Here is a 20,591-nt window from a genome sequence, read left to right as displayed (position 1 = left end):
ATGCCTGCCATCGATGACGCCGACGTCATTGATGTGAATGGAGATGGACATGATGCGTCGTATCGTTCCGCTCGCGGCAGGACTGCTCGTGACAGGCTTGTTGGCAAGCGCGGCTCTTGCCGCTGACATCACTCTGCTGAACGTCTCGTACGATCCGACGCGCGAGCTCTATGTCGAGTTCAACAAGGCGTTCGCGAGTGCCTATCAGAAGGAAACCGGCAAGAGCGTCGAGATCAAGCAGTCGCATGGGGGCAGCGGTTCGCAGGCGCGCGCCGTGATCGACGGATTGCAGGCCGACGTGGTGACGCTTGCGCTCGCCTACGACATCGACGCCATCGCGGGCAAAGGCCTCACGACGGCCGACTGGCAGAAACGGTTGCCGCAAAACTCGTCGCCCTATACCTCGACCATTGTGTTCCTGGTCCGCAAGGGCAATCCCAAGGCCATCAAGGACTGGGACGATCTGCTCAAGCTCGGCGTCGCCGTGATCACGCCGAACCCGAAGACGTCAGGCGGCGCGCGCTGGAATTATCTGGCCGCCTGGGGCTTTGCGCAGAAGAAATACGGCTCGGCGGACAAGGCCAAGGATTTCATCGGAAAGCTCTATCAGCAGGTGCCGGTGCTCGACACCGGTGCGCGCGGCGCGACCGTGACCTTCGTCGAGCGCGGCGTCGGCGACGTGCTGCTCGCCTGGGAAAACGAGGCGTACCTGGCGCTCAAGGAATTCGGTCCGGAGAAATTCGAGATCGTGGCGCCGCCGCTCTCGATCTTGGCGGAACCGCCGGTGACGATCGTCGATAAGGTTGCCGATAAAAAAGGCACCCGTAGTGTCGCCGATGCCTACCTGCAATATTGGTACACCAAGGAAGGTCAGGAAATCGCGGCGCGCAACTTCTATCGTCCGCGCGATCCCGAGATCGCCAAAAAACATGAAAACTCCTTCGCGAAGGTCGAGCTGTTCACGATCGACGAACTTTTCGGCGGCTGGACCAAGGCGCAGAGGGAACATTTTGCCGACGGCGGCGTCTTCGATCAGATCTACAAGAACTGATCGGGCGCTGTCGGCGGGGCTTAAACAGGGGGCCTGGTGAGCGCAATCGCAGCACGACGCCGGACATTGCCGGGCTTCGGTCTCACCATGGGGCTGACGCTATCCTGGCTGTCGATCATCATCCTGATTCCGCTCGCCGGCCTGTTCCTGAAATCGGTCGAGCTGAGTCCCGAGCAGTTTTGGAACATCCTCTCCAGCCGCCGCACCCTGAATGCGTTGCGCGTGTCCTTCGGACTCGCCTTCGCAGCCGCCTGCGTCAATCTGGTGATGGGCAGCATCATCGTCTGGGCGCTGGTGCGCTACCGCTTCCCCGGTCGGCGGCTGTTCGATGCCATCGTCGACGTGCCGTTCGCGCTACCTACGGCGGTTGCCGGCGTCGCGCTGACCGCGTTGTTCGCCGAGAAGGGCTGGCTCGGCGCGCCGCTTGCGGCGGCCGGCATCAAGGTGGCGTTCACGCCGGTCGGCATCTTCGTCGCCATGATCTTCATCGGTATCCCGTTCGTGGTGCGCACGGTGCAGCCGGTGCTCCAGGATCTCGACCCAGAGATCGAGGAGGCCGCGGGCAGCCTTGGCGCGAGCCGCTGGCAGACCATCATTCGCGTGATCCTGCCCTCGCTCGGTCCGGCGCTGCTCACCGGACTCGCGCTCGCCTTCGCGCGTGCGGTCGGCGAATACGGCTCGGTGATCTTCATCGCCGGCAATCTGCCCAACGTCTCCGAGATCGCGCCGCTGCTGATCGTGATCCGGCTCTCCGAATTCCGCTATGCCGATGCGACCGCCATCGCGGTTGTCATGCTGGTCGTGTCCTTCGTCATTATCTTCGCGGTCAACCGGCTCCAGCGCTGGGCGCAGAGCCGGATTCCGGTGCGGTGAGGACGGGGCCATGACGATGCAGATCGCAGATTCCGTCCCACTCCCGGCCTCCGACGCCAAGGCACGCGCGTACGCAGCCGCCGCGCGGAACAACCTTCGCACCGAACCGCGCGCGGTCCGCATCGTCATCATCGCGCTGGCGATGACCTTTCTATCAGTCTTCGTCGTGTTGCCGCTGGTCGTGGTGTTCGCGCAGGCCTTCTCGAAGGGAATTGGCGCTTATTTCGCCGCGCTGACCGACCCGGAGGCGCTGTCCGCGATCAAGTTGACGCTGTTGGTTGCTGCAATTTCCGTCGGCCTCAATCTCGTCTTCGGCCTGGTCGCGGCTTGGGCGATTGCAAAATTCGAATTCTCGGGCAAGACCTTCCTGATCACGCTGATCGATTTGCCGTTCTCGGTCAGCCCGGTGATTTCGGGCCTCGTCTTCGTGCTGCTGTTCGGCGCGCAGGGCTATTTCGGCGGCTGGCTGCGCGATCACGACATCCAGATCCTGTTCGCGGTGTCGGGCATCGCGCTTGCGACCACCTTCGTGACCTTCCCCTTCGTGGCGCGGGCGTTGATCCCGCTGATGCAGGAGCAGGGCACGCAGGAGGAGGAGGCCGCGATCTCGCTCGGCGCCTCGGGCCTGCAGACCTTCTTCCGCGTCACGCTGCCCAATATCAAATGGGGCGTGCTGTACGGCGTCCTGCTCTGCAACGCGCGCGCGATGGGCGAGTTTGGCGCGGTCTCCGTCGTTTCCGGCCATATCCGCGGCGAGACCAACACGATGCCGCTCCTGGTCGAGATTCTCTACAATGAATATCAGTTCGTCGCGGCGTTCGCGATCGCCTCGCTGCTCGCGATGCTGGCGCTGATCACGCTGGTCGCGAAAACCGTTCTCGAAAATCATCTCGACGAAGGACATGACGCAAGTGAGCATTGAAGTCAGGAATCTCGTCAAGAAGTTCGGCAGCTTCAAAGCTCTCGACGGCGTCGACCTCAAGGTCAATGACGGCGAGCTGCTCGCGCTGCTCGGTCCGTCTGGCTCCGGCAAGACCACGCTGCTGCGGATCATCGCGGGGCTGGACTGGCCCGATTCCGGGGAGGTATCTTTCAACGGCGAGGACGCGCTGGCGCAGGGCGCGCGCGAGCGGCACGTCGGATTCGTATTCCAGCACTACGCGCTGTTCCGCCACATGACGGTGTTCGAGAACGTCGCCTTTGGCCTCCGCGTGCAGCCGCGCGCGATCCGCAAGGACGAAGCGACCATCCGTGCGCGCGTAAAGGAGCTACTCGATCTCGTGCAGCTCGATTGGCTCGCCGACCGCTACCCGAGCCAGCTCTCCGGCGGCCAGCGCCAGCGCATCGCGCTGGCCCGCGCGCTCGCGATCGAGCCACGTATCCTGCTGCTCGACGAACCCTTCGGTGCGCTTGATGCCAAGGTGCGCAAGGAGCTGCGTAAATGGCTGCGCTCGCTGCACCACGAGATCAACGTCACCTCGATCTTCGTCACCCATGACCAGGAGGAGGCGCTCGAAGTCGCCAACCGCGTCGTGGTGATGGACAAGGGCAAGATCGAGCAGATCGGCTCGCCCGATGACGTCTATGAGAGCCCGGCGACCGCCTTCGTCCACAGCTTCATCGGCGAATCCATCGAGCTTCCGGTCCTGATCGCCGACGGCGTCATCAGGCTTGGCGACCGGCCGCTTCAGCTCGCGGCAGATGGGCTTGCGCCTGGCGCGTCAAGACTGTTCGTGCGGCGGCACGACATGCTCGTTGGCCCGCCCGGCAGCGGTGCCTTCGAGGGCGCCGTGCAGCACGTCCGGAATTTCGGTCCCGTGCAGCGGGCCGAGGTGGCATTATCAGGCGGAGAGACCATCGAGATCGACGCTCCGCGGGACAGGGAACTGCGCGCCGGCGACACGATCGGCCTGGAGCCCCGCCGCTACCGGATATTTGGGGGCGCCTGAGCGGGGTCAACCGGTCAATTTTTCCTCAATATTCACCTTTCAGCCACGGTTGGTATGCAACAACGGCGCCTGATTTGGGGGCTCCTGTTCATGCGCGTCGCGGCCGCGATATCAATCCTTTTGCTGCTCGCCGGCTGCGCCGGCAACGAAGCATCGGTCCAGCAGCCCTCGATGTATGCCGATATGGCTGTCCCGGGCGCAAAGCTCGACGCGCAGGCCGCAGCGATCATGATCTCGCAATACCGCCAGAACAACGGGCTCGGCACCCTCGTGATCGACCCCGAACTGATGCGGCTCGCCGAATCTCAGTCCCAGGCCATGGCTGCCGCCAACAAGATGGACCATGACGTCCGCGCGCCGCTGGCCAAGCGCCTCAGCGCCGGCGGCTATCCGGCGACCGTTGCGGTCGAGAACGTCTCGGCCGGCTATCATACGCTGGCGGAAGCGTTTTCCGGCTGGCGCGACTCGCCCCCGCACCGCGCGAACATGCTCAAGAGCGGTGTCACAAAATTGGGCATTGCGGCGGGCTATGCTCCCGGCACCAAATACAAGGTGTTCTGGACCATGATCCTGGCCTCGACGGACTCCCGATAAGCCAGACTTGATCACGGGATGCATTGACGCCGCGGCAGACTGTCGCCACGGTCGCTCGCCATCTGCTACTGTTCCCGCATGACCGATCATAGCCCGGAAGTCGCAACTATCCCCGCGAACGCGCAACGTGTCCTGGTCCTCCAGGGCGGCGGCGCGCTCGGCTCCTATCAGGCCGGCGCCTATCAGTCGCTCTGCCATGCCGGCTTCGAGCCGGACTGGGTCGCCGGCATCTCGATCGGCGCGGTCAACGCCGCGATCATCGCCGGTAACGAAGGGCAGACGCGCGTCAAGCGGCTCAAGGAATTCTGGGAGATGGTCTCCGCGCCGGTGCCGTGGAAGCCGATCGGCAAAAGCGAGCACAGCCGCGAACTGTTCAATTCGACCAGCGCCGCATTGATCGCGACCTTCGGCGTGCCCGGCTTCTTCGTTCCGCGCATGCCGCCCGCGCCGCTCTGGCCGCCCGGCAGCCCCCAGGCCGAGAGCTATTACGATACTGCACCCCTGAAGAAGACGTTGGAGCGTCTGGTCGATTTCGACCGCATCAACGATCTGAAGACGCGGCTGTCGGTCGGTGCAGTCGGCGTTACCTCCGGCAACTTCAAATATTTCGACAATTTCGAGTTCAGGAAGCTCGGCAAGAAAATCGGACCCGAGCACATCATGGCCTCCGGCGCGCTGCCGCCCGGCTTTCCGTCCATCGTGATCGACGGCGAGCATTATTGGGACGGCGGCATTGCCTCCAACACGCCGCTCGACTACGTGCTGGACGCCGAGACCGACCGCGATCTCCTGATCTTCCAGATCGACCTGTTCAGCGCCCGCGGCGATCTGCCGACCTCGCTACTCGAGGCGACCGAGCGCGAGAAGGACATCCGCTTCTCGAGCCGCACGCGGATGAACACCGACAAGAACAAGCAGGTGCACAACGCCCGCAGGGCCGTGCGCGACCTGATTTCCAAATTGCCCGATTATCTCAAGAACGACCCTTCCGTGGAATTCCTTGCCAAGGTATCGCGCGAAAGCACCGTGACTGTGGTGCACCTGATCTACCGCAGCAAGAACTACGAATCCTCGTCCAAGGATTACGATTTCTCGCATGTCGCCATGGTCGAGCATTGGGAAGCCGGCGTGCGTGACGTGCATCTGTCGATGCGCCACAAGGATTGGCTCGAGCGGCCGCAATCCGGCGAGACCATGGTGACCTACGATCTCACGGGGGACGTCACTGCGCCCCCGCCAAGAAGGAGCGAATAATATGGGTAGTCTGTCAGGCAAGAACGCCGTCGTGACCGGGTCGACCAGCGGCATCGGACTTGCCTATGCGCGCGCCTTCGCCGCCGCCGGCGCCAATGTCGTCATCAACGGGTTCGGCTCGCCGGAGGACATCGAGAAGGAGCGCGCCAAGATCGAGTCCGATTTCGGCGTGAAGGCGGTCTATTCGCCGGCCGACATGACCAAGCCGGCCGAGATCGCCGGGATGGTCGCGCTCGGCGAGAAGAGCTTTGGTTCGGTCGATATTCTCGTCAACAATGCGGGCATCCAGTTCGTCTCGCCGATCGAGGAATTCCCGCCGGAGAAATGGGATCAGATCATCGCGATCAACCTGTCCTCGGCGTTCCATGCCATTCGCGCCGCCGTCCCGGGCATGAAGAAGAAGGGCTGGGGCCGCATCATCAATACCGCTTCCGCGCATTCGCTGGTCGCCTCGCCCTTCAAGTCGGCCTATGTCTCGGCCAAGCACGGCATCGCCGGCCTGACCAAGACCGTGGCGCTCGAGGTCGCGACCAGCAAGATCACCTGCAACTGCATCAGCCCCGGCTATGTCTGGACGCCGCTGGTGGAGAAGCAGATCCCCGACACCATGAAGGCCCGTAACCTCACGCGCGACCAGGTCATCAACGACGTGCTGCTCGACGCGCAGCCGACCAAGGAGTTCGTCACCTCCGAGCAGGTCGCAGCCCTCGCGCTGTTCCTGTGCGGCGACGATGCCGCGCAGATCACCGGCACGAATCTGTCGATCGACGGCGGCTGGACCGCGGAGTAGACCGCGATCGCTGGCGAATGGCGGAAGCCGAGCTCCGCCATTTTCGTTCAGTGCGTCCAGGCCAGCGCCGTCTCGAATGCCGAGGACAGGTGCAGCTCCGCGAACATGATCTTGCCGGCGACCACGAACAGCACGCTGGCGAGTGTGAGGCGCAGCACCGTCTCGGGCACGCGCGTCGCGCTAAAGCTGCCGACGACGATGCCGGGCAGCGAGCCCAACAGCAGCACGCCCATCAGCGCCCAATCCACGTCGCCAAGCGCCCAGTGCCCCATTCCGGCGATCAGCGTCAGCGGGACCGCATGGGCGATGTCGGACCCGACGATGGTCGCCACCGGCAGGCGCGGATAGAGCAGCAGCAGAACGGTGACGCCGACCGCGCCGGCGCCGACCGATGAAATCGAGACCAGCACACCGAGCACGATCCCGGTGACGACCGTCGCGATCGCCGTGGCGCGGTCATCGACCTGCTCCAGGCGCCGGCGATAGCGCTCCATGATCGATCTGCGGAAGATCAGCGAGGTCGCTGTCAGCAGCAGCGCGAAGCAGAGCACGAGGTTGACGAGATTGCGCTCGGAATCGCTCTTGAGGTCGAGCTTCCAGAGCACCAGCAGCGTCAGCGCGCTCGCCGGAAGGCTGCCGCAGGCGAGCCGCAGCACCGCCGGCCAGTGCACGCTGCGCGACCAGCCATGCACCACGCTGCCGCCGGTCTTGGTGGCGGCAGCATAGAGCAGGTCGGTGCCGACCGCGGTCGATGGATGAATCCCGAACAGGAGGATCAGCAGCGGCGTCATCAGCGAACCGCCGCCGACGCCGGTCATCCCGACCAGCAGGCCGACGCCGAAACCAGAGGCGACGTAGAGTGGATCGATCATGTCCAGGGAATCTTAGGTTTATCTCGTCAGTTGGGCAATACGACGTAGAATAAACTTTCCCTGCGGTGCAACCGCTTGGGCCAAATAAGAAAAATCGTGCTGTGCCCTTGGCAATAAATAGGTGTTTCGCGTTGTTCCCGGGCATGCTTCGAAGCAGCCGTTCCCCGAGAGCAGCACGCGAAGGCAGTCGGAAGTCTATTTCCCAAACGCCAGCACGTGCAGGCCGAGCCGCTGTCGCACGATCCAGAACAGCAGCACCGTCTCGAAACTGAGCGAGATCGAGGTCGCGGCCGCCGCGCCATGGCCGCCGAAGCGCGGCACCAACGCGATGCAGAGCACCAGGTTCATCGCAAAGGCCAGCGCATAGGCCAGCGCGCAGATCTTCTGCTGGCCGAGCATGTTGAGCAGCCGTTCGACCGGGCCGATCGCGGCACGGACCACGAGGCCAATCGCGGCGACGAACATGATGTCGTAGCCGATCACGAATTGCGGCCCGAACAGCCAGAGCAGGGGCTTGCCGAGCGCGAGCAGCACGATGGTCGCCGCCAGCGACGGCCAGAACGTCCAGTTGATGGCATGCGCCACGTAAGCCGACAGCCGCGCCTTGTCGCCAGCCGCGTTGTATTCGGCGAAGCGATGCGCGGTCGTCGCCGACATCGCGTAGTGGATGAAGGAGACCAGCGCCAGCGTCTTCACCACGGCGAAATAGACGCCGACCTCGTCGGAGGGGCGGAATTGCTGAAGCACCAGCACGTCGGTATAGGACAGCAGCAAATAGAAGCTTTCGACCAGCAGGATCGGCAGCGACACGGCGAGCCAGCCGCCGACGTCGTAGGCCTTGGGGCCCGCCTCGATGTGATCGGCGAGCTTGCGGTTCAGCACCACCATCTGCCCGGTCATCGCGATCCACACCGCGCCTGCGCTCGCGATCATCGCGGCAACCGCGCCGAGATGATAGCCGAGCAGGAAGGCGCAAGCCGTGATGCCGATGATTAGTGTCTGGCGGATGATGAATTGCGGCATCAGGCCGAGTTGCATCCAGTCATGCGAACGGGCGATGCCGTCCTGGGTGTTGGCGACGACGAAAGCGGGCAGCGTCATGCAGCCGATGTAGAGCGGCAGCACTTCGGCGGGATCGATCCAGGGCGAGAGCAATTTGACGATGCCCGCGAGGCCGAGCGAGACCAGCGTGGAGGCGCAAAAGGTCAGCCAGCGGCTGCCCGAGAGAAAGCCGCGCAGCAGCGCATGCTCGCCACGGCTGCGGTATTCCGGAATGATCTTTTGCGCGGAGGCCGAGATGCCAAAGTCCATCATGCTGCCGAGCAGCAGCACCCAGGTCCAGACATAGACATAGACGCCGTAGTCCGACGTCCCCATCCAGCGCGCGAGCAGGACCTGCGAGAAATATGCAAGGCCGGCGCTGATCACGCGGATGAGGAAGATGGTGCCTGCCAGCCGCCGCGTCAGCGACGCTTCGCTCGACCCGCCCGTCAATTTGTCGCGCAGCCGCGCGATGAGGCCGGCAGGTCCGGTCGTTGCGGGTTCTGCATCCATCACGGCCAATTCGAAGGATCCCCGAGGCGCACACGAATGCTGCGGCAGACTTGCCGCAGTAGCCCTGGGGATTAGCAACCATTCGTTAAGATTCGGTTGGATCAAAGATGTCGTCCGGGCGAACGCCAGGACGACCACTCACTCCAGATTGGTATTGAACTCGTACGACTTCTCCGGTCCGACCAGCGTGAACTTCAGCGCTGCGCCGCCGGGCTGGGCGCCCGGCGGCAGGCCGTCGAGTTCGAAAGAAAATCGCTTCACGCCCGGTGGGCTGGGCTCGACCGGCGCCGGGATGGGCAGCGCCCAATCGGGCGTCGGACCTTCCACGAACAGACTGACGGTGCGCGCATCCGGAACGACCACGTCGACCACCACATTCTTGGGCCCATCACGCTTCACGTCGCGGATGGTGAGCGGATTGGGATCGCCGATGGCGGCAGGTTTGGGCACGGTGTCGAGCGCTGCACGCAAATTGGCGTCCTCGGTCGAGGCGACGCTGTTGAAGCCAAGCTCGGCGCGGGCCTCGACGGGAATGCAAAGCTTTTCGCACACCGCATAATTGATCTCGGCGCGCAACGTCACCGGCTTGTCGGCCGCCTTGGCGATGATGCGCAGGGGCAGCACGATCTGGTCGTGATAGCCGATCGAATGGCCGCCCGCGCCGTCGTCGAATTTCTGCGGGGCCGGCCACATCACCGTCACCGCTTCAACATTGTCGGACTTCGAGAAATCGAAGCGCGGCGGAACGCCGGAATCGCCCGGCATGCGCCAATAGGTTTTCCAGCCGGGCTGGATCTGGAAGGCGATACCGCCGAGCAGGACGGCGCCGCTGCGCGATCCTGCCAGCAACCGCACCGCGGAATGTCCGTCGCGCTGCCACGGCGATGCGTCGTCGGCATGGGCCGCAAGCGCCAGCGAGGACGCGAGCAGGGTTGTCGCGACGCCAATCGCCGCACGCCGGGGAACTCTTGTCAGCATGGTACGTCTTTACAGGGTCGCCCGGCGGCAAACCATTGAATTGCTTGTGATGGATGCACTTGAATCAAGTCCCTGAAAGCCTTGATTTGACAGCGGCCCGGCCCGACATCAGGATAGGAATTGAAACCGGAGTGCTTCACCGATGGCTCCCACAGGCAAGAGGACGGGCGAAAGCACCCGCAAGCCAGCCCCCGCGCTCCCGAGTTCGGCGGGCTACCTCGACGGCCAGCTGTTGATCGCCATGCCCGTGATGGGCGACGAGCGCTTCGAGCGCTCGGTGATCTATCTCTGCGCCCACTCCGCCGAAGGCGCGATGGGCATCATCGTCAACCATCCGGCCGGCAGCATCGACTTCCCCGAGCTGTTGCAGCAGCTCGGCATCATCAACAAGGGCGAGCACATCAAGCTGCCGGAGAATGCCGAAAGCATGAAGGTGCTGCGCGGCGGTCCGGTCGATACCGGCCGCGGCTTCGTGCTGCATTCCAGCGATTTCTACATCGAGAATGCGACGCTCCGGATCGACGACGGCGTCTGCCTCACCGCGACCGTCGACATCCTGCGCGCGATCGCCAACGGCTCCGGCCCCAAGCACGCCATCCTGGCGCTCGGCTATGCCGGCTGGGCGCCGGGCCAGCTCGAGACCGAGATCCAGAGCAATGGCTGGCTGCATTGCGACGCGGATTCGGATTTGATCTTCGGCGACGACGTCGACGAAAAATACGGACGCGCGCTGCGTAAGATCGGCATCGATCCTGGCATGCTCTCGAACGAGGCGGGGCACGCGTAGCGCCTCAGTGTCGTCCTGGCGAAGGTCAGGACCCATTACCCCAGGCTGCAATTGTTGAAGCAGGCTGGCAACCACCAGCCTTCGCCGAACTGGACATCGGTGGTAATGGGTCCTGGATCGGCGCTGCTTCGCTCGCTGGTCCAGGACGACTGGAGAACTACTCCGCCGCCTGCTGCTGCACCGTTGGCTCCGTGCCCGCCACCGTCGCGCGGCGCATGTCACGGGGCTGCGACTGGTCGTAGCGGCGGACGCGGTGCATGGTCTGGCGGTTGTCCCACATCACGAGGTCATGCAGCTTCCATTTGTGGACGTAGACGAACTCGCTTTGTGTGGCGTGCTCGTTGAGATCGCGCAGCAGCAGCCTTCCCTCGGGGACGCTCATGCCGACAATCTTGCCGGCATGCGATGAGAGATAGAGCGACTTGCGGCGATGGACCGGGTGGGTGCGCACGAGACGTTGCATCACCGGCTTGAACATCTCCTTCTCCTCGTCGGTGTATTCTGTGAAGCCCAGCGATCCCCGCGAATACATCAGCGAGTGCTCGCAGACGAGATCCTCGATCTCCGCCTTGGTCTCGTCGTCGAGCGCGTCATAGGCCGCCCGCATGTCGGCGAATTCGGTATTGCCGCCCTTCGGGTTGAGCACGCGGGCCGACAGCAGCGAGAATTTTGCCGGGATAGGGCGGAACGAGCTGTCGGAATGCCACAAGCAATTGCCGAGGTTGAACAGGTGCGCGCGGCTGTCCTTTGCCAGCGGCTTGCCGTCCTTGCCGAGATTGGAAACGTCGTTCAGGCCCGATTGGAGCCGGTAGTCCTTCTCCTTCGTGACCGTGCCGCCGCGCGCGTCCTCGCGCTGGCCGAAGTTTAGCGCAAAGGCCATCTGCTGTTCGTCGGTGATGTCCTGGTCGTGGAACACCAGCACTGCATATTTGTCCATGGCGGCTTCGATCTCGCGCGCCTCGGCCTCGGTGAGAGGTTGCCGCAGGTCGAGGCCCGAGACCTCGCCGACAAAATGTTTGTGAAGCTGCCGGATGGCGATCGTCATGACGTTTCTCCCGCGAACCGCGAGCGGTTGGTCCCGCTCTGTCGAGGAAAAAGTTACTCCCGTAACAAGCGATGTCAACGCTGGGCGCGCATAGCTGCCCGTAGCCCGGATGGAGCGAAGCGTAATCCGGGGAGTCTTCCTGCGATGTGAGAACCCCGGATTGCGCTGCGCTCCATCCAGGCTACGCACCTTTGGTGCCGCTTACGCGTTGCGCGCCATCAGGCCGCCGTCGACAGGGATGACCGCGCCGGTGAGGAAGGACGCTGCCGGCAGGCACAGGCTCAGCGTCATGTGCGCGACCTCTTCCGGATCACCGTAGCGGCCGAGTGCCGTGCGGCGCTTGGCGTAGATGGTCTTGTGCTCTTCCGAGATCCGGTCGGTGATGGCGGTGCGGATCGGCCCCGGGCAAATGCAGTTGACGGTGATGCCCTCGCGGCCAAGCTCCACCGCGAGCGAGCGGGTGAGGCTGGCGACGCCGCCCTTCGCCGCCGAATAGGGGCCGTGCAATGCGGTGGCGCCGAGCGCCTCGGTCGAGGCGATGTTGACGATGCGCGGGCTTTTCGACTTGCGCAAGTGAGGCAGCGCGGCGCGGATGATGCGCGGATGCGCCGTCAGCATCACCGCGAGGCCCTTGGCCCCAGGCTTCCTCATAGGCGTCGTCGTCGATCGCGACGCGCACGGAGATGCCGGCATTGTTGACGATGATGTCGAGTCCACCGAAATGTGCAGCGACGTCGCCGACCACGCGCTTGATCTTATCGCCGTCGGCAACGTCGAGCTTCCAGGCTTTCGCGGCGCCGCCGCTTGCCACGATCTCCTTCGCGACGGCCAGCGCGCCCTGCTCGTCATAATCGGTGACGGCAACGTTCGCGCCCTCAGTGGCAAACACGCGCGCCGTCGCGCGTCCCATGCCGCTGGCCGCGCCGGTAACGAGAACGGTCAGGCCCTTCACGGACCGGCTGAGTTGTTTGAAATCGGCCATGCTGTTTCCTCTGAGCCCTGCTTGTTCTTGTTGTGATTGACAAGGCTGTCATCGATCCGCAGACAGGTCAAACAAGCAAGACAATGAGGGAGGCCAGCGATGACGAACGAGCTCGATTTCTCAGGCAAGCAGGTGCTGGTTGTCGGCGGATCCAGCGGCATCGGCAACGGCATTGCGCAAGCCTTTCGCGTCAGGGGCGCGCAGGTTGCGGTCTGCGGCACGCGTGCTCACGCGAAGGAATATTCGCAAGCTGAAGGCTCGGATCTCACCGGTCTTTCCTATGCGCAGCTCGACGTCGGCAATGCCGGAGCGGTCGAAGCGTTCAAGCCGTCGTTCGATCGGCTCGATATCCTGGTGCTCGCACAGGGCGCGGTGCTCTATCGCCGCGGCGAGTTCGAGATGGCGGGCTTTCGCAAGGTCGTCGAGGTCAATTTGATGAGCCTGATGGCCTGCGCCACGCGCTTCCATCCCATGTTGCGGGACGCGCGGGGATCGCTGATTATGGTGTCCTCGACCGCGGCCTATCATTCCACCATGGGCAATCCCGCTTACAACGCGTCGAAGACCGGCGCGGTCGGACTAACGCGGACGCTGGGCGAGGCCTGGGCCGAAGATGACATCCGCGTCAACGGCATCGCGCCCGGTCTGGTCGACACCAAGATGACGAAGGTGACGACCGACAATCCCAAGCGGCTCGAAGGTGCACTTTCACGCATTCCGCTGCGGCGATTGGGCACCCCGGCTGACATGGCGGGCGCGGCGCTGTTCCTGGCATCGCCGCTGTCGTCCTACATCATCGGCCAGACATTGGTCGTCGACGGCGGGCTGATTCTCTGAGTCCAATTTCAAGTCAGATGGAACTGCGCCGCTCCTGATCGGTTACTTGGGCTGACCCCCGAGGAGGAGCATCATGGATAAGGATCGGATTGTCGGATCGGCCAAGGAATTCGCCGGACGCGCGGAAGGCGCTATCGGAGATTTGGCTAGCGATACGCAGACACAGGCGTCCGGCAAGGCACGCGAAGCCGCCGGCAGTGTGCAGAATCTTTACGGCCAGGCCAAGGATGCCGTACGTGACGCCACGGACACCGCGGCAAGCTATGCCAAGGACGCCTACGACAAGCCGGCCGAAACCTTGCGTGACGGCTCGCAGGCGATTGCCCAGAAGGTGCAGGACAACCCGATGGGCGCGCTGCTGGTCGCCGGCGGCATCGGCTTTGCACTGGCACTGCTGATGGCGCGGCCTTCGCGCCGCCCGCCGCCGCGCTGGCGCTACTAGGCTAAAGCCAACGCGCGATAAGCATCAGGGCCCCGGACGCAGCGCGGCGCGTACGCCGCGTTGCCGAGCCGGGGCCCATTCTTTTTGTGACTGTCGGACGAGCTGGGTCCCGGCTCTGCGCAGCAGCGTTTCCCGCTGCAGCGCGTCCGGGACACGAGAGCTCAGCTTAGAAAATTATCGGAACACTTCCGCCGATCGCCCGACGTTGCCAGGCGGACGCGGGATCGCAGGGTTGGGATTCGGATTGCGCGGCGCCGGCGCCAATTGACGCGGCGGGGGCGGCGGCGAGCCAAAGCCGAAGAAATCGCGCATCGATGGCGCTGCCTGTGCCGGTTGCTGCGGCGCCGGTGGCTTCTTCGGCGCAAGCTTTGGCGGGGCGATCGCCGCGGCCGCACCCGGCGTACCGCCATCGGGTGTCGTCGTGGCGACCGGCGTATCGCCCTTGGCCTGCTCGCGGCCGACTTCGCGGCGCGGCCAGGCATAATCGTCGGCGCGGCCGGCGGGCGCAGCCAGTGGCTCGCCCTTCACCATCGTCTTCGCAGCGAGCGCATCGACGGCGGCAGGACGTGAGCCCGGCCCACCCAGCAATTGATCGGTCGAGATCGAGGCCGCAACCAGCGGCACGATCGGACCGGCCAGCGGCCGCGGCGCGGGCTTGCCGGGTTCGGCACTGGTGTCGGGGGTCGCCGGTTCGCTCGGCAGCGCGATCGGGCCGGAGCGCCCGGCGAGCAGGCGGGTGATCTCGCGCTCGACATAGTGGGCGAGCTTGCGCGCGCCGGGTTTCGTGAAATAGACGCCGTCACCGCTGCGGAGCTGACGGATCTGGCCTTCGAAGTCCGGGCCCTTCTGCAAGAAGCGGCCGGCTTCGTCGACAAAGCCGTCCCAGACGTCGACATAGGTGATGCCGGCCTTGGCCGCGCCTTCGCGATAGAGCGAATCCAGGAACAGCATGTCCGCGGTGCCCTTGGGGCCACGGATGGCGGGCAGGCCGACCCAGAGCACCGGCACGCCCTTGGACTTGAGGACGTTGGCGAGCTCCTCGATCTTCTTGCCGTAGAGCTCGACCCAGCGCTCGTCGCGGAATTCGTAGAGGCCGTTCGGGTTGCGCGCGGTCTTCTCGGGCGCGGCGACCGCCGGTGCGTCAGCGTTGTCGGCATCATCCTGCGGCAGGTCGGCATCGGCCGGCTTGTCATCCGGCTTCGCGGCGGTGTCGCCGGGCTTGGCATCGCCAGGCTTGGCCGGTGGTTTGCCGCGCGCGCCCTTGTCGTTCTTCTTGTCCTTGTCCGTCGCCTTGTCCGATTTATCGGGTGCTGCCGCCTCGCGGATCGCGATGCGGTCGTTGAGGCCGAGCATCACCACGATCACGTCGGGCTTCTCGGTCTCGAGAATGCCTTTCGCAGCAGCGGTCCAGTCCGAGGGCTCGCCCTTGGGCTGGTACTTGATTAGGCCCGACGTGGTCTTGTGCTTGCGGATCACGCCCATGTCGGGCTGCTCGGTGTAGGCGTCCTCCAGGCCGTAGGCGAGCCAGTCAGCCATGGCGTCGCCGATCACCAGCACGTTCCTGTCGGGAATGGTGTCGCGCTTGGCCGGCGCCGGTGCGCGCGAAAAATCCTGGCGCGGCGCTTGCGGCTGTTGCTGCTGGAACGGCGCGAAGAAGTCGCCGCCGAACCATCCGCCGCCTCCGCCTCCGCCGTTGCGCGGCGGCGGCGGAGCCGAGCGCTGCGGCGGGCCGCCGAAGCCGGGGAAGTTGAAGAACTGCGCCGAGGCGGGTCCCGCGACCGACACCAGAATCGCAAGCGCCGTCCCCAGCGCGATCAGCGGGCCGGTCTCGGTCAGCACCTTGAACAGGGACTTCTTCGACATGCGATCTCGGCACGTGCAATAGGGATCAGGACAGGCTCGATATAATAACGGAATCGGGCGCCAAACGGGCAGATTCTCTTTCAGATTCTCTTCAGATCCTTGAGATTCTGGGCCCAGATTCTCGGCCCAGAATTATTGGCCCATACACGGCGAACCGCCGCCCCGGTCAAGACTGCCGGCCAAAATCCCTGTTCAGGGTTACTTTCGGCGCGATTTTACTGCCCCCGCAGCCGATTCAGCGCGTCGGAGGAGGCAAATCCATCCGCGGGGACCCCGATCGAGGCCTGGAAGTTGCGCAGGGCTTCCCGGGTCTGGCCGCCGAACTGGCCGTCGGGGGTGCCCCTGTAGAAGCCGCGCTGGGCCAGCAGCTGCTGGAGTTCCAGCCGCTCGGTCCGGGACAGCTCCCGTTCCTGCCGCGGCCAGGGCTGAACGAACGGCTGGCCGCCGCGGAGGCGATCGGCGAAATGGCCAATCGCCAGCGCATAGGCCTCGGCCGGGTTGTACTTCATGATGACCCGGAAGTTCTGCAGCATCAGGAAGCCGGGCCCTTGGGCACCGGCCGGCGCCAGCAGATAGGCCTTCTCGGCTGGATGCGGGAAGGGCTGGTTGGTCGGGCGCTTGAGGCCGAGCTTCTCCCACTGCGCTACCGTCATCGCCTTGGCGCGGTCGGCCAGCATGTAGTTGAAGCCTTGGGGCACCACGACCTCGTAGCCCCAGGTCTGGCCGGCCTGCCAGCCGTCCTTCTTCAGATTGTTGGCGGTCGACGCAATCAGGTCGGAGGGATTGTCGACGACGTCACGCCGGCCGTCGCCGTCGCCGTCCACGGCAAAGCGCTTGAACGCGGTCGGCATGAACTGGGTCGGGCCGAAGGCGCCGGCCCAGGAGCCGCGCAATTGTTCGGGCCTGAGATCGCCGCGGTTGAGGATCTCCAGCGCGGAGAGGAATTCGTCCTTGAAGTAAGCCTGGCGGCGGCCGATGCAGGCGAGCGTCGCGGTCGATTGCAGCACGCTGCGGTCGCCCATCTGCGTCGAGTAGTTGGACTCGATGCCCCAGATCGAGGCGATGACATAACGATCGACGCCGGTGGCTTTTTCGGTGGCCTCGAACTGCGCCTTGTATTTGGCCAGGACCTCGCGGCCCTTGGCGAGGCGGTTGTCGTTCACGAGGATGTCGAGATAATCCCAAATCGACTTGGTGAACTCGGGCTGCGAATCCATCAGGTCCATGATGCGCAGATCGGGCGCGAGGCCTTCAGTGAAGCGCTGGAAATTTTCCTGCGTGATGTTGCGCCGTGCGGCATCGGGCCACATGCCTGCGACGCAATTGTTGAAGTTACCCGCGGCCTCTCGGATCGCGGCGGCTGTCATCAGCGGATGCCCGGAGGCGCCATCCTCGCCGGTCCAAGGTTGAACTCCCGTTTGAGCGCCGCTGGGCCCGGGCGCTGCTGGCGAAGGCGCCTGGTTCGGGCCGGAGAAAATACCGCCGAACAGATTGGACAAACCGTTCTGAGCCTGCGCGCTGGCGGGAAGTGGGAACAGCAGGGCGGTCGCAATCATCGTCGCACCGGTCACGGACCCGCCCCGTTTTGCCAGCCCTGCCATTGATTGCATCATGTCCACACCTGTCCGGCCAAAATCCGCCATCAGGAGGCCTGGTTACGGTTGCCAACAGCTTAACAAAGGTGAAATTTTGATGGTGGCCTTTTTCTTAACTCTGTGAGGATGAGGCCCCACATCCGCCTTTGTTGGCGGCTGCAAACAAGCTAGCAAGATGCCATTGCTCCCTTCACGTGTTCCTCAGGTATTCGATCAATCCCATGAAAATCCGCAAAGCCGTATTTCCCGTTGCCGGCCTCGGCACCCGCGTCCTGCCCGCCACCAAGGCGATGCCGAAGGAAATGCTGACGATCGTCGACAAGCCGCTGATCCAGTACGTCTATGACGAGGCCCGGGAAGCCGGCATCGAGCACTTCATCTTTGTCACCGGCCGCAACAAAAGTGTCATCGAAGATCATTTCGACCGGATGTTCGAGCTCGATGCGACGCTGGCCGCGCGCGGCAAGAAGACCGAGCAGGACGTTCTGGCGCAGAACCAGCCGGAGGCCGGCGCCGTCAGCTTCACCCGCCAGCAGGCGCCGCTCGGCCTCGGTCACGCGGTCTGGTGCGCACGCGACATCGTCGGCAACGAGCCGTTCGCGGTCGTGCTGCCGGACGAGCTCGTGCTCAATTCGCCCGGCTGCCTGAAGCAGATGATCGACACCGCCAGCAAGCTCGGCGAAAAATCCAATGTCATCGCGGTCGAGGCGGTGCCCGACCATCTGACCCATCAATACGGCATCTGCGGCGTCGGCAAACGCACCGGCAAGATGTTCGAGGTCGACGGCATGGTCGAGAAGCCGGCCAAGGGCACCGCGCCCTCCAACCTCTCGATCACCGGCCGCTACATCCTGCAGCCGGAGATCTTCAAGATCCTGGAGACCCAGGAGCGCGGCGCCGGCGGAGAGATCCAGCTCACCGATGCCATGATCGGCCTCGCCAGATCGCAAAGCTTCTACGGCGTCGAGTTCGAGGGCGAGCGCCATGATTGCGGCTCCAAGCCCGGCTTCCTCCGCGCCAACATCGCCTACGGCCTGAAGCGGCCGGAGCTGCGTGACGGGCTCATTGCGGAAATGAAGAAGTATTTGGGGCAGTAGCGCTCCGCTCGTCATTGCGAGGAGCGAAGCGACGAAGCAATCCAGGCTGTCTTCGCGGAGACAGTCTGGATTGCTTCGCTTCGCTCGCAATGACGGAACGAAACCCTCACGCCACCAGCGACAGCTTCGGCAAGCTTGCGACCACCGACTGGTTGCGGCCGCCGGCTTTTGCGGCGTAGAGCGCCTTGTCGGCGGCGGCGACCAGGATCGGCCAGTCCATGCCGGTGGTGGGAACGAGGCTCGCGATGCCGCAGGACACCGTCGAGCTCGTGTGGTCGTCGGACCATCCCTGCACCTTGGCGCGGATCGTCTCGGCCACCAGGAGGGCGTCCGTGACCGAGGTGCCCGGCAGCAGCACGGCGAATTCCTCACCGCCATAGCGCGCGGCGCAGTCGCCGGCGCGGCTCACCGAATCGGAAATGCAGATGGCGATGCCGACCAGCACCTGGTCGCCGGCCTGGTGGCCGAACGTGTCGTTGTAGGCCTTGAAGTGATCGGCATCGATCATCAAGAGCGCGATCGGCGTCTGCTGCCGCATCGCGCGGCGCCATTCGACGTCGATCACCTGGTCGAACTTGCGGCGGTTCTTCAGGCCGGTGAGCGCGTCGGTCGTCGCCATCTCCTCGAGCTTGCGCTCGGCCTCGGCGCGCCGGCCGATCTCGCGCGCGAGCACCAGCGTCGATGCCAGCATGAACAGGCTGAGCGCCACGACCACGGCGCCGATGCGGTAGGCTTCCCTCTGCCAGAGCTCGAACACGGTGTTCAGTGGCTTACCTGCCACCACGAATAGCGGGCTGGTCCCACCGCTGCGGACATAGAGCCGCGGCGTGCCGTCGATCGGCCCCTGTCCGGCGAATGCGCTGCCGACCTTCAGATTTTCGGCCTTCCAGACCGGCCGGTCGGCCAGATTCGTGCCGATCACGTCGAGATCAAACGGCCGCCGCATCATGACGGTACGGTCGCGCCTGAGCACGGTGATGGTATCGTCGGGATCGAGGCTCAGCCGCTCGAACAATTCGTGGAAATAGCTGAAGCGGATCGATCCGGCGACGACGCCGAGAAAGCCGCCGTCGGTATCGCTGATGCGCCGGCTCAGCACGATCGAATAAGCGCCGCGGAACAGCATGGGACGGCTGATGAAGAGCCCGGCTTGCGGATTGTCCCGATGGGCCTTGAAGTAATCCTCGTCGCCCCGGTTCACGACAACGGGATCGAGCGTCGAGGCGTCAATGGTCAACCGGCCGTCGGCGTCGAACACCTGGATCGCGCCGAAATGCCTCGCCGTGGTCGAATGGTCGAACAGGATGAGGTGACGGATCGGCTTCGAGACCGTGGCGATTTCCGGCAGCAGCATGTTGCTGGCGACCGCCTTAAGGGCCAGATCGTAGATCTCGATGTTGCGGCTGACGTCGGACTCGATGGTCGTCGCCAGGTTTTCCAGCGTCTGGCGGGCGAGCGCCTCCTCGCCGCGGCGCATGTCCAGCATGACGTTGACGCAAATGGCGGAAAAGCCGATCACCGTCACCACGGACGAGATGATCAGCAGCTTCGCCGAAAGCCGCCATGGCCGGCGGGCCGTGACGTCGCGCCATCGAGACAACATCGTTTGCTCCCGACACCAGTGAATGCGCCCGAAAGCTTGAGTAGTGTTTAAGCCGGGACGGCGCTGCCGGAATGAGTTAAAAATTGGTTTCCGCGGCTCACGTTTTTGGGCAAAGCGGAGCTTCGACCAGCGAAGAGGACAGCGGTGAACGACTACGACGCGTTGCGCGATTATCTGATGCGGCAGAAGCAGGCGGAATTCGTGCTGACCTATGAACAGATCGAAGAGATTATCGGCGCGGCCCTGCCGCGCGCGGCGAATCGTGCCTCATGGTGGGACAGCCTGCGCAGCCCGGATATCCAGATGCCGCAACGCGAAGCCTGCCTCGCCGCGGGTTTCAAGGCGATGCGGATGCCGGACGGTGCGAGCGTGCGGTTCACCAAGCTGAAGAGTGACCGGCGCAGGCCTGGGTGAGGCGAAGGGAA

General features: G+C 64.3%; 19 protein-coding genes and 1 pseudogene. 12 read left to right on the top strand and 8 right to left on the bottom strand.

Annotated elements, in window-relative coordinates; genetic code table 11:
* The first annotated feature begins 37 nt into the window (after nt 1–37).
* The 7 genes from IVB54_RS34655 to IVB54_RS34625 all read left to right on the top strand — a co-directional run bounded on the left by IVB54_RS34655 (nt 38) and on the right by IVB54_RS34625 (nt 6,511).
* Complete coding sequence (locus tag IVB54_RS34655; RefSeq protein WP_018454646.1) at nt 38–1,051, top strand: sulfate ABC transporter substrate-binding protein; 1,014 nt, start codon at nt 38–40, stop codon at nt 1,049–1,051.
* Nucleotides 1,052–1,087: 36 nt separating this feature from the next.
* A complete protein-coding gene (gene cysT / locus IVB54_RS34650) occupies nt 1,088–1,924 on the top strand; it encodes a sulfate ABC transporter permease subunit CysT (protein WP_083926373.1) in 837 nt (278 codons plus the stop codon).
* Nucleotides 1,925–1,934: 10 nt separating this feature from the next.
* Nucleotides 1,935–2,846: a sulfate ABC transporter permease subunit CysW gene (cysW, locus tag IVB54_RS34645; RefSeq protein ID WP_018454644.1), complete on the top strand. Its 912-nt coding sequence runs from the start codon at nt 1,935–1,937 to the stop codon at nt 2,844–2,846.
* A complete protein-coding gene (locus tag IVB54_RS34640) occupies nt 2,836–3,873 on the top strand; it encodes a sulfate ABC transporter ATP-binding protein (protein WP_026232778.1) in 1,038 nt (345 codons plus the stop codon). Before cysW ends, IVB54_RS34640 begins: the two co-directional genes overlap by 11 nt.
* 90 nt (nt 3,874–3,963) lie before the next feature.
* Nucleotides 3,964–4,467: a CAP domain-containing protein gene (locus tag IVB54_RS34635; RefSeq protein ID WP_026232777.1), complete on the top strand. Its 504-nt coding sequence runs from the start codon at nt 3,964–3,966 to the stop codon at nt 4,465–4,467.
* A gap of 78 nt (nt 4,468–4,545) precedes the next feature.
* Nucleotides 4,546–5,721 carry a patatin-like phospholipase family protein gene (locus tag IVB54_RS34630; RefSeq protein WP_018454641.1) on the top strand — a complete coding sequence of 392 codons (1,176 nt, stop codon included), beginning with the start codon at nt 4,546–4,548 and terminating at the stop codon, nt 5,719–5,721.
* A gap of 1 nt (nt 5,722) precedes the next feature.
* Entirely contained in the window at nt 5,723–6,511 is a 789-nt protein-coding gene (locus tag IVB54_RS34625; RefSeq protein WP_018454640.1) for a 3-hydroxybutyrate dehydrogenase, read from the top strand.
* A 47-nt stretch (nt 6,512–6,558) separates the two neighbouring features.
* Here IVB54_RS34625 and IVB54_RS34620 read toward each other — a convergent pair whose 3' ends face one another.
* The 3 genes from IVB54_RS34620 to IVB54_RS34610 form a co-directional block, all read right to left on the bottom strand.
* Entirely contained in the window at nt 6,559–7,383 is an 825-nt protein-coding gene (locus IVB54_RS34620; RefSeq protein ID WP_018454639.1) for a sulfite exporter TauE/SafE family protein, read from the bottom strand.
* Between the two features lie 195 nt (nt 7,384–7,578).
* Nucleotides 7,579–8,937, bottom strand: coding sequence for a flippase (locus tag IVB54_RS34615; RefSeq protein WP_018454638.1), 1,359 nt, complete (start codon nt 8,935–8,937; stop codon nt 7,579–7,581).
* A 138-nt stretch (nt 8,938–9,075) separates the two neighbouring features.
* Nucleotides 9,076–9,915, bottom strand: coding sequence for a protein-disulfide reductase DsbD domain-containing protein (locus IVB54_RS34610; protein ID WP_018454637.1), 840 nt, complete (start codon nt 9,913–9,915; stop codon nt 9,076–9,078).
* 142 nt (nt 9,916–10,057) lie between these two features.
* Here IVB54_RS34610 and IVB54_RS34605 point away from each other — a divergent pair, with 142 nt between their 5' ends.
* Nucleotides 10,058–10,702 (top strand): YqgE/AlgH family protein, encoded by a 645-nt coding sequence (locus tag IVB54_RS34605; protein WP_018454636.1) that lies wholly within the window; start codon nt 10,058–10,060, stop codon nt 10,700–10,702.
* Nucleotides 10,703–10,859: 157 nt separating this feature from the next.
* Here IVB54_RS34605 and IVB54_RS34600 read toward each other — a convergent pair whose 3' ends face one another.
* Both IVB54_RS34600 and IVB54_RS34595 read right to left on the bottom strand, forming a co-directional pair.
* Nucleotides 10,860–11,747 (bottom strand): TauD/TfdA family dioxygenase, encoded by an 888-nt coding sequence (locus IVB54_RS34600; protein WP_018454635.1) that lies wholly within the window; start codon nt 11,745–11,747, stop codon nt 10,860–10,862.
* A 201-nt stretch (nt 11,748–11,948) separates the two neighbouring features.
* Nucleotides 11,949–12,729 (bottom strand): annotated as a pseudogene (locus IVB54_RS34595) (SDR family NAD(P)-dependent oxidoreductase).
* A 99-nt stretch (nt 12,730–12,828) separates the two neighbouring features.
* Here IVB54_RS34595 and IVB54_RS34590 point away from each other — a divergent pair.
* Nucleotides 12,829–13,566, top strand: coding sequence for an SDR family oxidoreductase (locus tag IVB54_RS34590; RefSeq protein WP_018454633.1), 738 nt, complete (start codon nt 12,829–12,831; stop codon nt 13,564–13,566).
* A gap of 73 nt (nt 13,567–13,639) precedes the next feature.
* Nucleotides 13,640–14,008, top strand: coding sequence for a CsbD family protein (locus IVB54_RS34585; RefSeq protein WP_018454632.1), 369 nt, complete (start codon nt 13,640–13,642; stop codon nt 14,006–14,008).
* Between the two features lie 174 nt (nt 14,009–14,182).
* Here IVB54_RS34585 and IVB54_RS34580 read toward each other — a convergent pair whose 3' ends face one another.
* Both IVB54_RS34580 and IVB54_RS34575 read right to left on the bottom strand, forming a co-directional pair.
* Nucleotides 14,183–15,871, bottom strand: a complete 1,689-nt coding sequence (locus tag IVB54_RS34580; RefSeq protein WP_018454631.1) for an SGNH family hydrolase — start codon at nt 15,869–15,871, stop codon at nt 14,183–14,185.
* Between the two features lie 215 nt (nt 15,872–16,086).
* Nucleotides 16,087–17,484, bottom strand: coding sequence for a lytic murein transglycosylase (locus tag IVB54_RS34575; RefSeq protein WP_198293349.1), 1,398 nt, complete (start codon nt 17,482–17,484; stop codon nt 16,087–16,089).
* Nucleotides 17,485–17,687: 203 nt separating this feature from the next.
* Here IVB54_RS34575 and IVB54_RS34570 point away from each other — a divergent pair, with 203 nt between their 5' ends.
* Complete coding sequence (locus IVB54_RS34570) at nt 17,688–18,563, top strand: UTP--glucose-1-phosphate uridylyltransferase (RefSeq protein WP_026232775.1); 876 nt, start codon at nt 17,688–17,690, stop codon at nt 18,561–18,563.
* A gap of 106 nt (nt 18,564–18,669) precedes the next feature.
* Here IVB54_RS34570 and IVB54_RS34565 read toward each other — a convergent pair whose 3' ends face one another.
* Nucleotides 18,670–20,166: a diguanylate cyclase gene (locus IVB54_RS34565; RefSeq protein ID WP_247294148.1), complete on the bottom strand. Its 1,497-nt coding sequence runs from the start codon at nt 20,164–20,166 to the stop codon at nt 18,670–18,672.
* 144 nt (nt 20,167–20,310) lie between these two features.
* Between IVB54_RS34565 and IVB54_RS34560 the strand changes: the two genes are divergently transcribed.
* Nucleotides 20,311–20,580 carry a hypothetical protein gene (locus IVB54_RS34560; protein ID WP_018454627.1) on the top strand — a complete coding sequence of 90 codons (270 nt, stop codon included), beginning with the start codon at nt 20,311–20,313 and terminating at the stop codon, nt 20,578–20,580.
* The last annotated feature ends 11 nt before the right edge of the window (nt 20,581–20,591 follow it).

Source organism: Bradyrhizobium sp. CW1 (genome assembly GCF_023100665.1).
GTDB classification, from domain to species: Bacteria; Pseudomonadota; Alphaproteobacteria; order Rhizobiales; family Xanthobacteraceae; genus Bradyrhizobium; species Bradyrhizobium canariense_D.
This window is presented reverse-complemented; position numbering and strand designations above follow the sequence as displayed.

Bases quoted from the DNA above. Each gene is read 5' to 3' on its own strand.
- IVB54_RS34600 (WP_018454635.1), bottom strand. From the start codon at position 11,747: ATGACGATCGCCATCCGGCAGCTTCACAAACATTTTGTCGGCGAGGTC.
- IVB54_RS34605 (WP_018454636.1), top strand. From the start codon at position 10,058: ATGGCTCCCACAGGCAAGAGGACGGGCGAAAGCACCCGCAAGCCAGCC.
- cysW (WP_018454644.1), top strand. From the start codon at position 1,935: ATGACGATGCAGATCGCAGATTCCGTCCCACTCCCGGCCTCCGACGCC.
- IVB54_RS34620 (WP_018454639.1), bottom strand. From the start codon at position 7,383: ATGATCGATCCACTCTACGTCGCCTCTGGTTTCGGCGTCGGCCTGCTG.
- IVB54_RS34585 (WP_018454632.1), top strand. From the start codon at position 13,640: ATGGATAAGGATCGGATTGTCGGATCGGCCAAGGAATTCGCCGGACGC.
- IVB54_RS34570 (WP_026232775.1), top strand. From the start codon at position 17,688: ATGAAAATCCGCAAAGCCGTATTTCCCGTTGCCGGCCTCGGCACCCGC.
- IVB54_RS34630 (WP_018454641.1), top strand. From the start codon at position 4,546: ATGACCGATCATAGCCCGGAAGTCGCAACTATCCCCGCGAACGCGCAA.
- IVB54_RS34580 (WP_018454631.1), bottom strand. From the start codon at position 15,871: ATGTCGAAGAAGTCCCTGTTCAAGGTGCTGACCGAGACCGGCCCGCTG.
- IVB54_RS34625 (WP_018454640.1), top strand. From the start codon at position 5,723: ATGGGTAGTCTGTCAGGCAAGAACGCCGTCGTGACCGGGTCGACCAGC.
- IVB54_RS34615 (WP_018454638.1), bottom strand. From the start codon at position 8,937: ATGGATGCAGAACCCGCAACGACCGGACCTGCCGGCCTCATCGCGCGG.
- IVB54_RS34590 (WP_018454633.1), top strand. From the start codon at position 12,829: ATGACGAACGAGCTCGATTTCTCAGGCAAGCAGGTGCTGGTTGTCGGC.
- IVB54_RS34565 (WP_247294148.1), bottom strand. From the start codon at position 20,166: ATGTTGTCTCGATGGCGCGACGTCACGGCCCGCCGGCCATGGCGGCTT.
- IVB54_RS34610 (WP_018454637.1), bottom strand. From the start codon at position 9,915: ATGCTGACAAGAGTTCCCCGGCGTGCGGCGATTGGCGTCGCGACAACC.
- IVB54_RS34575 (WP_198293349.1), bottom strand. From the start codon at position 17,484: ATGATGCAATCAATGGCAGGGCTGGCAAAACGGGGCGGGTCCGTGACC.
- IVB54_RS34655 (WP_018454646.1), top strand. From the start codon at position 38: ATGGAGATGGACATGATGCGTCGTATCGTTCCGCTCGCGGCAGGACTG.
- IVB54_RS34635 (WP_026232777.1), top strand. From the start codon at position 3,964: ATGCGCGTCGCGGCCGCGATATCAATCCTTTTGCTGCTCGCCGGCTGC.